We start from the raw sequence: 13611 nt of genomic DNA on the forward strand, positions 1-13611 counted from the left end.
GAGCCTCAGTTATCAAATTGTTACTTTTTTTATTATAATCGTCATTCGCAATACTATGAAAACTCAGAAACAGAATAAATAATAGACAAAATCTGAATTTAAAATTCAATATAAAATTCATAAATAAAGAAATAAACCCAATGAGTTATAACATTAAAGAAGGAAATGCTATATGATAAAATTTACAAAGTAAATATTCTTACATTAATTAAATCTTATAATCTTTTAACAATGATATTAGTTGTTTTTTAATTTTATTAAAATTATTTGATTTACACAAAAAAACTAATTATTTAACTTAAGAAAGGATATAACAACACAATCATTTGATTAAATAATCAATATCAGCACTAAGCAATATACTTTATATCAGATATTTTTGTATTAACCTCAAACCACACTGTAATTAACTAAAATTTTAAAAATTATAATGTGATTATAATTCAATAGAAATTTTCACTAATTTTCTTAAATTTTTAGCTATATATTACAATTAAATTCGCAATGATATTAGTAAAAAAACTGATATTCATAAAAAAAACCCGTATAAATACGGGCTAAATTTTAATAAACGTAATGTTAAGATTTTCAAATGAAAACCTGATGAACAAAATATTAATACAATACATTAAAGACATAATCAATAATAAAAAATGACATTCAAAAATTTCATTTTATTTTTAATATTAAAGTTAATTTTTTATTATAATTATATACCAAAAATAGAAATAACCAGTATAAATATCTCCCAACAAAGCAGAACAAAATGATAATAGAAATCAATATCATTTATAGGCAATTTATCATTTGATAAATAGTAAAAAAGAGTAAGGTGATCAATAAACAAGCAAAAATTTTTATTAATTATATAATCTATAATTTCATTATTAACACAATATTGAATTATCGAATAAATAATCACCACACAAAAACCACACAACCACTTGAAAAAAAAACAAAAAAAACGCACCTATCACCTTCATAAGATGAAATAAACAATATAAAAACCGTATTTTTTATAGCTAAAAAATTTTTTTTATTTAAACTAAATTAATCTTATAACTTTTTGCTCTATCCAGTTTAGTTGCAAGATATTTATAATCGGGACAATATCATGAATACATTGAATTACATCATCAGTAAAAAAATAAAACAAAAAAGGAAAGAACTAAAATTAACCGGCATACAAATGGGATACTTACTTGGAATAAGTCAACAACATTTTTCTCGATTAGAAAATGGTCACATTAAATTCACCGTAGAGCATATATTTGCTATCGCCTCAATATTAGAAGTTAAACCCGAAAGTTTATTACCAACCCACAATATAGCCAAAGCTGAGGCAATTTCATGGGCAAAAACAGTATTATCAGCCGAGACGACTTTACGATGAAATAAAATAGACTAACTATTTATTACATATTAAATAAATAATATATCAATACACACCCATTTATAGTTACACAGAATAAAAACTTAGTACTACTTAAATATTTTATATCATTCACATTTTTGACTAAAAATAATGTGAACCATTGAGGACATAAAAGGGGATACGTTGCTCTACATGATGTTGCCGATGAGCATCACGTATTCGTTCGCTCACAAAAATCTGTTTTCCCCGAAAACGTATCCCCGTATTGCGCTTGGCCCAATCAATATGGTCATCCTGATAAGACGCATTCACAAACTGACTGGTTGCACAGACTAAAGGCAAGCTATATGGAGTCTCTACACTCCCCTCCCGTAATAACAATGCCATTGATTGTCCTCGGGTAAAAGGCAGATAGTCCGTATTAAAGACCAGTGTTCCATCTTCACTGTACAGTGATAACCCCCAACGTCTCTTCGGGGTCAAAACCATTCCTGAAACGAATACACACACATAAATGTCTGTTTGGGCTGAACTGTATAATTGCTTTTTATGCGCTAAATAGCTCACTTCCGCTTGAGGGTTGGTGGCATGATAAAACACAACACACTTATCTAAATGCGGTAATGTTGTCGGCAAAGACCAATAGCGCCCACCTTCAAGATGGATTTTTTGTCGAAACACACAATAAGTCATTTGTGTATTACGTGTAATCGCACTTCGAAATCCCTGAAAGGCCCCATACCACTCCACACCATACGTTGGTTTTGTACTATCCGGTAACGGGATACCATAAATATCGACCACCATATTGGCTCTTTTGGCCATCTGTGGGTCTTGAACCTGAACATTGTCATAAACATACTCATAACGTAATACAGGCCCTTCCATTCGGATATGCGTTATTCCCTGAAAATACGCATAATCATTCACCGCCATATACACAGAAGCCACTCTCGGGATGGCGAACGCCTCATACCCCATGGCTTCATGGATGACTTTGCTCCGTGTTTTTTTCGGTTGTCGATAATGGGGCCAATCTTCTGGCCCTATCTGATAAGAGGTTAAATAACAGAGAATTTGCGTATCACGCGTTAAACGGTAAGGTTTACCGCCTTCAACAGGAAAAATTTCAAGACCATACATAAATCAATTCCCTAGGTAACCGATTTTCATCACAAGGCGTTTTTTCTCATCTTTGACGACCAATTGATTATTGGTGATATTTAATGCCCCATTACCACCCGTAAAGCGGAAAATATTGTTTTTTGCATCCAATAAAAAGCCATTCCCTTTATCAAATCCCGATGATTTAAAATAATTGAGTACCACTAGTTTCTGTATCCACGCTTTATCCATTAAGGCTTCATGAATAACCACCTGTCCATTCTTCACGACAAACGGTGTCACCACTTTGCCATTTAATGACGATATCACCGCAAAGTTTTGGGCATTAACCAGAAATTGGCTATTTCCTTGCGCATTAAATCCTAAGCCAATGCCGGTAATGACTTTATTCCCTTTGCTATCCTGCTGGACTTTCATTGTCCATGATGCGGAGATTTTGCCATTTAAATCAGTGACCACTTTAGACGTTTGTTCGATTTTGGCTGAACTTGCACCCACTTGGCTTTCTAAACGAGTGACTTGCTGAGCGGTAGAGGTCACTTTACCTGAAACCTCCGTCACTTTGGTTTCAAGTTGGCTTACCGCATTCGCCGTTGCATTGGCTTTCTGTTCGCTGGACTTAGGTACTTCATTCGCCACAAACCCCTTTGGTGCTACCGATTGCTTGTTGTTGGTATAAGTGCTGGTGATAATTTGATGGTTAACACTTTTATGCTTAGTGAGTTGGTATTTAGCGCCTCCTCGCAAATAAATAAATTCCACAGAGCTATTCGTTAATTGAGCCGGCCCCATCACAGGAGATTGATTTGTCCATCGCCAATCAAAATTATCAATGATGCGGTTTTCAGACTGTGTTCCCCATCCAGAACCACTGACTTGCCATTCCACAATCACGGCAAAGCCTTTGGTGCTGTGAGTCGCATAGCTGGGTTTATTGTCTGAATATTGCCCTAAGGTTCTAAAAACCTTAAAGGCATAACGTCGAGAAGTTACTAAAGGCAAAATCACCGGATAATAGGAGTTTTCATTGAGTGTCGATAAATCTAAATCCACCACCACAGATCCCGTTAAATCGGCTTTCACTTTATCTAATTTGCTGGATAACGTTTGTACCCGAGAGGTTGCGGACGTCACTTTGCCATCAAGATTAGACACATGCGTACTTAACGCATTTACCACACTACTGTCGGCTTTTCCCTTCAGGGTTGAACTGAGGCCTGAAATATCTTTCGATTGTGCTTGCTGTTTCGAGGTAAGGGTTTCTAATGATTGATTAATCGCGGAAACATTCCCATTCATCCGTGTTTCCAATGACTGTCTGGCTTTGGCTTCCGCTTGGTCGCCTGTAACACGCGCTTGTTTCTCGGAGGAGATAAGTCCTGCGGTGACTTTCGATAAATCATTGCCGGTATAATCACCACGAAGTTGAGTGGCTAAGGATTGCCGTTGTTGTGCTTCGGTTTGATCACCCTCAATACGTGCTTGTTGCTCTTGTTTGATTGCAGCGGCCTGTGCTTCTGTTGCCGTTGAAACTTTATTCATCCTCTCAGCCAATAATTTTTCTGATCCCTCCCGTTTTTTTTCACTTTCTTCAATCGTTGCGCCTTGCCTCATTGACTCCTCTAAAAGCTTGTCGTGATTTATCCTCATTAGCTCATGTAATTCTGTAATATCGATTTGGTTAGCTTTGCTGTTAATTTCACCCAATAGGTCTTGTGCGAGTTGATCTCGACTAATTTGCCCCGCTAATTCCTCAAGAATTAAATCGGTTTGAGAAGAGCAAACACCAGAAGCTTCCACAAACGGTGATTTACCATAGCTGTTGATTGTTCGAACATAAAAATAATACGTATGCCCTGCTTGTAAGTTCTCTTGCGTCCAGAAATTCCCTTGGCCAACTTTATTTGTTTTGGTGATCACTTCATTTTCAGAAAGATCAGCGAGCTTTTCCTCACTAAACCAAAATTCAAAGGTATAACCCAAGACAGCGCTATCGCCTTGTTTCGGTGCAATGGTCAGATTAAATAAGCCAGAGGTAACATCAATATGCTCTGGAGGCGGTGGTGCTTGAATGGCAAAATCACTGATAGCGGGAGCAGACATCGCGCCTGCCACGTTTGTAGCTCTGATTTCAACACGATAAGTCCCTCGTGCTAATCCGTTAATATCAACACGCTCACCCGGCACCTGAATAGACTGTATAACCTTGCCATTATGGAAAATATTGACCGTATTATAACGCACATCAGACGCCACATTCTGCCAAGAAAGTGTACCTTGCACGATGTCACTGACAGCAAGTGGAACAAAGGTAAGATTAATGGGTGAAGCAACACCGCCAGTGGGTAAACTCACAAACGGCGGACGTTCGAAAGGCTTGCCAATCACATCTTCATATAAATAGGCACCATCCTCTTCCAACGTTAAAGCCACACCCTCTAAAGCATGAAATGCCCATTCGGCAATACGAAATTCCAGCCCACTAATCCCCAAAGCCGGTAATGCTAAAAGCACAACTTCCCCCGGACGATAAGCATAGCCGTCTAAGTTCATCGTGAGTTGAACCCGTCTTCCTGCTTTCTTTTTACGGAGATATTGGCGAGCTAATCGTTGGGCTTGATAAGGGCTGGTGACAAAACGATAGTCGATATTCTCTCGAATTTCTAAGCCATCCTCTTTCACCCATTCGTCTACAATCACAGGCGTGAAATCCGTTTTTGTGTATAACTGTTCGGCATCAATAAACGTGCCATACACTGCATTGGTCGCGTCTTTTAAACCTGTTTCAGGGGTACACGTGACAGTGCCAATCAATTGTGATTCGGTGATGGTTTTTATTGCCGGCCCATAATAAGCACCGATTTGAATACCGTGTTTTCCTGCGGTGAATGTCGGTTCCGCGTTGATGCATTTGTGCATCGCTTCCAAGACACTCGATGGACTCTCATTTAAGTCATAGGCACCATTAAGGGTATATCGCGACTCAAATCCGCCTTCTGGCAGACTCACTTTTTCATCACATAAATCGGCCGCCTGTTTAAAGCTGTCAAAATCAATATCTGTATCAGGTACTTTTAAATAATGACGGTAATAATCCAAAATGACTAAAGCCCCATTATTACTCCACTCGGTTTGCCCAGTGCGAGGATCAAACAGATGTTTTCCCCAAACTTCACATTTCACATTGGGTAATCCATAAGGGAATTTTTCTTGGTCAAACGTGAGTGTCACACGTAACCACGCCAGACCTCGACCAATCATATCCTCTTTCCATGATGGGCAATTTTTTAGCATAAAGGGATCGACATCTTCTCTGCTATTATGTAACTCCACTTCAACAACAGGTGCCGTGATTTTTAAACTCTTCAACCAAAGGTGTTTGACTTCATGAACGGTATATTCACCAAACGTCTCAATTAAATCGTCCCCTAACCAAATCTTCCCGATTTTTTCTATGGGGTGCCCTGCCAACGCTAATGCCAGTGTGATTTTTTCGTTTTCATCTTGTTCACCCGCCTCTTCTTCGGCAAAGAAAAGCAAACCCGATATCACTGTTTTTCCGACGATCACGGTTTCAGGCGCAGACGATGAACGTAACATCTGTTTGCGTTCACTGGTATCTCGATAATTCATGGAAGGCAGTTTAGGCTTAAAGATAAGCGAACCCGCGACTTGAACCGCGACGCCTGCTGCCATCAGCGCCATCCCCATCGCCGAGGTCACGCCTCCGGTAAATAGCCCCGCAATCATTAAGCCAGCACCCACGACTTTTGAAATTAATCCACCACTCCCACCCATTATTCCACTCTCCACGCTTTGATTGGGTTAATCTGCACTGGCTTCACGCCTTGTGGGGTTACCCCCCAATAATGCCCCGCCCAGGCCACGGCTAAACAGTCACCGTCCTCACCTTTAAACAGTACGAGGTCGCCACGCTGAACGCGCTCAATCTCAATGGATTTGAAATAGCGTGATACGGCTTTCTCTAAGGAGCCAAATTTGGATTTGATAAGATTGAAAGCTTCAGCTTTAGTTTTATAGTGATTGAGATAAGGCTTTATTGGCGAGAAACCACATTGTGCGTAAATACATTCAGAGGCAAAAATACAACAATCAAATTTGCCCCATGAAAAAGGGCGACTCATCGCCGCCCTTATGGTTTCAGGTAATTTAAGTGTCCAGTTAGGTTGTTTCATTATCAAAATGCCTAAAAACAAAAAAGCCGGCATAATGCCGACTTTTATATTCTCTGTTTATCTTTTAACTAAAAACGATAGCCAAGACCAAGCATCCATGTGCCCACTTTAACATCATCTAATTTAGTGTATTCGTAAGAAGCATCAATCGCGATATTAGGATGGGGGTTAAATTGAAGACCCGCACCATAAGCGAACGCAGATTTACTTTGACTTTCTTTCTCATGATAACCGAAGCCTTTTAATTCTACTTCGGCTTTACCGTGAGCAACCCCCAATAAACCATAGGCACTAACATAATCATTAAAACGATAAACAGGCCCAGCAGTGAATGAATAATAGTCCAAATCTGCAGTTCCAACAGATTGAGAACCGAAACGATAATCATACCCTTGATGCGTATATGCAAAAGAGCCAATCATTCCCCACTGATTATCGAATTCATAACGATATTTGACGTTAAAGCCTTTAGGATTTTCTTTTAGTTTATCGCCATCTGCTTTGACATGACTTTGTGCATAACCTAATGAAAGTGTATTTTCACCTACGGCTTGTGCATTTGCCGCACATAGCGATAGACTGGTCATAACTAAAGTAACTAAAAGTTTTTTACTCATTTTGTTTCTTCCAACAATTATTTATAAATAAATGATGGTGCATCTTTCTTGCTGCCCCAATAAATGGCCCGTTCAGCCATTTGAGCAACATAACGAAAGATACGATCCCCTTGCCTTCTTGATGACCACGACTCATCAGTAAACCGATCAGGCAAACCAATTGACCATCGCTCAAATCGATTTGAGATATTAACACATACGGCATTCTCTTCACCAGATACCACATTGATCGATGTGATTTGTCCGACAAATAAGATTTCAGCAAGCAACGGTTTCCCCTCTTCGCCGATGGCGACCATCATCAACCGGACTTCGCGTCCTCGACTTTGCTCATTCATCACCATCCCCACCAGCGATTTATCAAAACCCGCTAATTTAAGCTGTAATTGTGGGGGACTGGTTGTCTTATTTTCTTTTAGCTGACTGATTTCGCCTAAACTACCTACACCCAAATAAGTTTCCCCCGCAATAATCAGTTGCCCAACACCGGTATGCGCACAGGTCACGCCTGATTTCAAATCGAGTCTGGCAGCTAAAACGATATAAGCCCCCTCATTAATCGCGTTGACCATGGCATCAGAAAATGGATGATATTGCATCAGTACAACACCTCCTCAAAAGATAACGTGATATGGGTATACCCCAAGCGACGATGCTGAAATTTACCCTGTTCATTATCAACGAGACGAAAAATTCCAAAAGGACGCTCAACCTCGAGCATTTCATTGACGGTAGGTGACATTCTTAACATCGGCGAAATAAGAATAATGGCACGTCCTTGATGATCACTGACCACATCCGCCACCACCATTTTGAGTTCATTGCCCACAGTTAAGCGATCCCCTTGCTGTAACACGCGCATATTGCGCTTCCAGTCCTTTGTTTCTAGCCGATGACCTAATTGGCTCGGTATTGCAATGCGAGGCGAACCATACCCATAACGCCCTTTTCTTATCCAACTGGCTATTTTGACTCGCCCCGACATCCCATCCAATGAAGCCACCAGCGCTTCTAACTGGCGCGATTTCTCTTCATTTAAATTATTGAATGTCAGCTCACAACGCCAACGACTTCCCGGAAAGCGTACCGTTTGACTACTTCCATTAAATGGTGAGGTAAAGGTTTTGCTGTTACTCAATAATTGCCAGTTTTCCTGTGTGGGGATCACCGCTTTTGGCCATTCAAGAATAGACATTTAAACTCCTAATGTTCTGCGAGCTGCACCATTACTTTGAAAGTCTTGTAACATCATCGCCTGAGCTTTCTGTGCACCGGCTTCTGTCCCTTGTTGTGCGGCTTCCTTCATTGCCTGCGCAAGTACGGCGTCACCATTTCCTGTCACCGTAATATGATTAACGACCGTCATTTGCACACCACCCGCACGGGCTAACGTCGGTTGCGGTGTAACGGGTATTCGCCCAGCGATCGCCCCCACAAAGCCCCCCGAAGCATAACCTTGCGCCGCATGCATTAAGCGATAGAGATTGCCGACACCCAATTTAGCCGTCGCTTCTTTGGTAAAAACAAATTCACCACCATGCACAATCCCTTTAGGTTCAAATTTACCTCCATGCCCCGTATAGCCACCGTAAGCATGCCCTTTGCTCATCCATCCCATATCAAAGCCCATTGCTTGTCCGCCTGCTTCAATGGCTTTGAAAACCAGCATTTTCATCACCATTCGAGTGATATCGGAGATCACAGCATTGGCAAAATCTTTAAAGCTTCCTTTGCCCGTTAAAGCAAAATCGGCTAATGCATCAGACATATTATTAAGGGCATTGGTAGTGACGTTTCTGACGTTTTCCATTACATCCATGGCCGACTCACTGAAATCCGATAAGCCTTGTTTTAATCCCGCCATCGGATCACCTTTCATGGCCTCTCGTTTCCTCAGCTCTTCCTCAATTTGCTGTTTAGTGAGCTCGACATTGCGTTGTAAGTTCGCCAGCTCTTTTTCGCCTAAATCCACACTGGCTTGCTGATACAGCACATCAATCTGACGAAGGGCATTAAGCTTTTCTTGCTCTGCGCGTGATTTTCCTATCAAGGAAGTTTCAAATTGCATCTGCTCAATTTCTTTACCGCGATCATAAGCAAATTGCGCAACCGAGTTGGCACGCGCTAGATCATCAATGGCTTTCGCTTTTTCTTTTATCGTCTCAATCGCTTTGGGATCGATTTTTAAGATGGCATCAAACTTATCTTTATTCTGTTTGATATCAGCTAAGGCGGATGTGTATTCATTAAAGGAAGAGGTAGTGCCATACAGCTGAATACTTTGTCCATCTGCAATCAATGAGGCTTGTTTTTTCTCTAATTCCGTCAAGATTTTGGTGTACTGTTTGGCATAATCAATGGTGGCTTTTCTTGGCTTATGTCTTTGAGCCAGTAACGCGTTTTGCGCTTTAATTTCTTCGGTCAAAGCCTCTTCATAGCCTTTTTCTTCAGGTTTAATTCCCCGTCTTTTCAGCACATCTTCCGCATTCAACTTAGCCAACTCAGATGGAGAAGCTTTGGCTTTCATGATAGTGCGCTGAGATTCAGCGATAGAATCTTCTATTTTTTTCGCTATCACTTCAGTCATATTGGCTTGGCTCTTTGCCGCCTCATCGGTCTTATTCATTAATGCATCAAAATCATAACCCAAGTTTTTTAAGGTCACCCTAAATTGATTAATGACACTCTCAGTCTCCTTTACTTTCGATGCATAACGCTGATATTCATCACTTTGCTTACCGTGTTTTTCTTCAACCAATGCCAGCAGTTGTCGCATATTGGCTCGTTGACGCTCTAATGCTGTCAACTGTGAAGCCACCTCCCCCATCGCCGCATCAAGCCCGATTTTCGCTTCTCTTTGCTGTTGTGCGATTATCGCTTTATAACCTTCATGGTCACCCGTAAAGCTCAAGTAACTCGAGGCATTTAAGCTCCAACCAGACTTCGAGTCTGCTGCCAATTTTTTAGCTTTTTCTAGAGATCCTTCGAATTTTTCAATCTGAGCATCAATACCTTCAGACAATTTGCTTATATTCGTCAGCAATGCTTGATTATTCATTGCTTTTAAAGCTTCTGTTGATGTATCTAGAGCATTGGCAAATTCGATCGATTCTCTTTTAGCTTGTTTGATATGTTCGCTATATTCATAGACGCCCATTCCAACAGCCGTTATTGCCGTTAACGCCAGTCCAACGGGTCCACCAACTAATGCCAATGTCCCACTTAACGCTCTTCCTGCGACCGTGGCTTGACGGCGTGCCGTCGTTAATGCCCGCTGTGTCGCCGTTTCTGCTATCAGTGCTTGTTTGTATCTTAAAGAAGCTTCCGTCGCTAACGATTTTGTCACAATTACTTTCTCTAAGGCATAACCTTCTGCGGCGGTTCCTTTCGCCACTTGATAACTCATTTTTGCAGAATTCAATGCCGATAATGCCGCCTCTTTATCCGCCCATGCCTTCCTCACGGCACTGGTTGCTGCCACACTGTTTGCCTCTGCACTCTGTAATGTGGCTTTGGCTTCATTCAATGTGGCTTGATTTTTTAAGTAAGTGGCTTTTGTCCATTGAGAGAGCTTTGCTACCAATGCTGTAACCGCAAGTCCTTCTGCGATTTTAGCCACCGTCGATAAGTGATTAGAAAGTCCCGCTAAGCCCGACGTTAAAAGCTGAGTCGCACCAGTACCTTGATTCGCTTCACCAATAAATTTTGTCATCGCCGATTGAAGATTGGTGAAACCTTGGCTAACCGTTGTCACGCTGGTAGCAAATTTTTTATCCACACTGTCGGCTGCACGTTCTAAGGCTTGAATGACTTTCTCAATCGTCATTTCACCGTTTTGGGCTTTCTTCCTTAATTCGCCCACACTGATACCCATTCCGTCAGCGATGGCTTTCGCTAACCCTGGGGTTTGCTCCATCACTGAATTTAGCTCTTCGCCACGTAACTGACCCGCGGCTAATGCTTGACCAAATTGAGTTAATGCCGCTTGGGCTGCGGTGGCACTCGCGCCTGAAATCGCCACGGCTTTTGAGACGGTTTCCGTGAGTTCAGCGACTTTTTGCTGACTTAAGCCTAAGCGATCGGCATTATCCGCAAAACGTTGATAAACCTGTGCTGTGGCATCCAATGATTGATGGGTTTTTTGGGCAATGGTATAAACATCATTGGTCGCTCTGTTTAGCGATTGATTGCTATCTGTGACTAATTTCAGTCGATTCTGTAATTCTGTCCAACCATCGGCATAATTAATCACTTGCCGTACAGATAATGCACCTGCTGCGACACTTGCAAAACGAGTAAAGAGTGCCGAGGATTTTGCAGTTTGCGAGGCCATTCGCTCTTGTTGTGCGGTGATCGCTTGAAGGCTGACGCGAATACTTTGCCCAAATTGTTCTGTTTGGCGCTGGCTACGGTTGATCGCACTTGTAAAATTTGCCGTATTCAGCGTCAAATCAATATTTAATCGACCTAATGCGCCAGCCATAAAAACTCCTTAAAACAATAAAAAAGCCCCAATAAAGGGGCTATCGATATGCTAAGACTTGATCTGTGACCGCATCCCACGTTTCTTCTGCGGCTTTCTTTTGCCACATCGGCATAAAATCCATCAATTCCGGTGGAGACGTTTTCGGATCACGATTTATCATCGCAAGAAGATGCACCACTTGTGCCATCCGATAATCCTCTCGCCATAAACCAAAGGGTTGTTTGCGATAAAAAGCTTCATATTCACACAAGTGGCTTTCGGGCATTTGCTCGATTTCCGCGAGGGTTTTTCCCAATGCCAGCGACAATATCAATTGAAATTGTCGCCGTTCTCCAAGTTTTTTTCGCTATTCCCCGCTTCGGCCGTAAACACCGCATTAGAGAACCCTTGCCCTAGACGATTAAGACCTTTTAAGTCTTCTTCATTTTCAGCATCAAAAAGTAGTTCCCCTTTTTCATCACACAACTTAAAGGCCAACATTCTGGCGACATCATATTCATCGTAGACACGATTTATCGCTTCATTAAATTGTTCGGGATCGTCTTCGTCTAAATAAATGTCCTGCTCTTCGGCGAGCTTGATTTTAATTTGACGAAGTTTGCGCTGAATGTAATTCATGGTGCCAACATCCAACTCTTTGACATAAAAGGTGTTGTCTAAATAGGTAAAAGGCGTCACTTTCAGTGCTTGGTTTAACACTAATTCACGCAATAAAGCGTTAGACATAATCACTCCTAAGATTTTTTATCGAGAAGGGAGAAGAGAAATAATGAAAGAGGTGAATTAGGGGTTATTTCTTCGCATTCAAATAATCACGGCCAGACAATTTAATCGAGATCCCCGAATCCATCATTTGTCCTACACTGCCATCAATATTCATGCCCGTTTCGACGGAGCCGTAATAAAACATGGAGCCCTCATCTCGTGTTAAGACCATTTTCACCGCAAATTTTTCTTTGCTGTTTTCATATTTACGCAAGAGTCGCTGCACCTCACTGGAGCTATAACGTAAGAAAAAGGTCAATTTAATTGAGCCGTATTCCGTATCGCCGGATTCATATTCCTTGCCATCACTGCAAATGGTGGTGACATCGATTTGTTCGGTTGTCGAACCGTCTTTGCTGAAACTTTTTACCGCACAAAAGTTATTAGACCATTGAATACGTTGTGCCTTAGCACTTGAAAAATCAGTGGGTAGCGTTTTATCACTCCAATCCACTTCGTCGCACAGGGTCACTTTGTTGCCATCAACCTGTGCAACAGGAAAACGTCCATCTAACTCCCCGAGTCCCGATAACATAATCATGTCATCGGCTTTCAGCTTATTATTGGCGATAGTAATGGTTGCGGGTGATAACGTCGCTTCGGTCACGGTCATCGCCTCTCCTAAGCCTGTTTGCACAAAGATCTTCGTGCCGAGGAAAGGCGTCGCTTTATGGTTCTTTGGCTTTGTCATATCCATTCCTTATTTATCTGATGAAATCATTAATTCAAGAACAAGCCGATGCAATTTGACATCCGCTTCATACCCAAAGACCGCATTCACCCGTTGTGCGAATGGGATCGCTTCAACAATCTGAGCCTCAATTTTTTTACGCAAGACCATAAGGGGTTGTGGCTGTGGCGCATACACATCAAGTTGCACACGATAGTTGTCTAAATCCGTATCCTCCAGCGCACTGTTAGGCGTGATGCTGGCAAACTGGATCACAATGGCGGGATAATGCCCTTTGCCTTCAGGTAATACCTGAAAAAAAACCCTTCCATCAACCAGCGGTGAAAGGGTCTCTTTTAATTGCTGTATCATGATCT

Annotated in this window: 12 protein-coding genes; 1 reads left to right on the forward strand and 11 read right to left on the reverse strand. The window is 41.4% G+C overall.

Annotated elements, in window-relative coordinates:
- Positions 1-1114 precede the first annotated feature (1114 nt).
- Positions 1115-1393, forward strand: coding sequence for a helix-turn-helix domain-containing protein (locus H1225_RS11010; protein ID WP_060961214.1), 279 nt, complete (start codon positions 1115-1117; stop codon positions 1391-1393).
- A gap of 123 nt (positions 1394-1516) precedes the next feature.
- On the opposite strand, the gene H1225_RS11015 is transcribed toward H1225_RS11010, so the two are convergent.
- The 11 genes from H1225_RS11015 to gp17 form a co-directional block, all read right to left on the reverse strand.
- Complete coding sequence (locus H1225_RS11015) at positions 1517-2518, reverse strand: hypothetical protein (protein ID WP_099074619.1); 1002 nt, start codon at positions 2516-2518, stop codon at positions 1517-1519.
- A gap of 3 nt (positions 2519-2521) precedes the next feature.
- Positions 2522-6298, reverse strand: coding sequence for a phage tail protein (locus H1225_RS11020; RefSeq protein WP_239739118.1), 3777 nt, complete (start codon positions 6296-6298; stop codon positions 2522-2524).
- The gene (locus H1225_RS11025) at positions 6298-6696 is read right to left on the reverse strand and encodes a DUF6950 family protein (RefSeq protein ID WP_099074617.1); all 399 of its coding nucleotides are present in this window, start codon (positions 6694-6696) and stop codon (positions 6298-6300) included. Before H1225_RS11025 ends, H1225_RS11020 begins: the two co-directional genes overlap by 1 nt.
- Positions 6697-6764: 68 nt before the next feature.
- Positions 6765-7313 carry an Ail/Lom family outer membrane beta-barrel protein gene (locus H1225_RS11030; protein ID WP_049206484.1) on the reverse strand — a complete coding sequence of 183 codons (549 nt, stop codon included), beginning with the start codon at positions 7311-7313 and terminating at the stop codon, positions 6765-6767.
- Positions 7314-7330: 17 nt separating this feature from the next.
- On the reverse strand, positions 7331-7912 hold the full coding sequence (locus H1225_RS11035) for a hypothetical protein (RefSeq protein ID WP_049206482.1): 582 nt from the start codon (positions 7910-7912) through the stop codon (positions 7331-7333).
- Positions 7912-8508: a hypothetical protein gene (locus tag H1225_RS11040; protein ID WP_108716970.1), complete on the reverse strand. Its 597-nt coding sequence runs from the start codon at positions 8506-8508 to the stop codon at positions 7912-7914. The genes H1225_RS11035 and H1225_RS11040 overlap by 1 nt, the downstream gene beginning before the upstream one ends.
- Positions 8509-11796: a phage tail tape measure protein gene (locus tag H1225_RS11045; RefSeq protein WP_239739119.1), complete on the reverse strand. Its 3288-nt coding sequence runs from the start codon at positions 11794-11796 to the stop codon at positions 8509-8511.
- A gap of 40 nt (positions 11797-11836) precedes the next feature.
- On the reverse strand, positions 11837-12064 hold the full coding sequence (locus tag H1225_RS11050) for a phage tail assembly protein T (RefSeq protein ID WP_173647158.1): 228 nt from the start codon (positions 12062-12064) through the stop codon (positions 11837-11839).
- A 44-nt stretch (positions 12065-12108) separates the two neighbouring features.
- Complete coding sequence (locus H1225_RS11055; protein WP_004251577.1) at positions 12109-12525, reverse strand: hypothetical protein; 417 nt, start codon at positions 12523-12525, stop codon at positions 12109-12111.
- Between the two features lie 64 nt (positions 12526-12589).
- On the reverse strand, positions 12590-13177 hold the full coding sequence (locus H1225_RS11060; RefSeq protein WP_227719023.1) for a hypothetical protein: 588 nt from the start codon (positions 13175-13177) through the stop codon (positions 12590-12592).
- An 87-nt stretch (positions 13178-13264) separates the two neighbouring features.
- Entirely contained in the window at positions 13265-13606 is a 342-nt protein-coding gene (gp17, locus tag H1225_RS11065) for a tail completion protein gp17 (RefSeq protein ID WP_004251583.1), read from the reverse strand.
- Between the last annotated feature and the right edge of the window lie 5 nt (positions 13607-13611).

Source organism: Proteus penneri (assembly GCF_022369495.1).
Classification (GTDB): domain Bacteria; phylum Pseudomonadota; class Gammaproteobacteria; order Enterobacterales; family Enterobacteriaceae; genus Proteus; species Proteus penneri.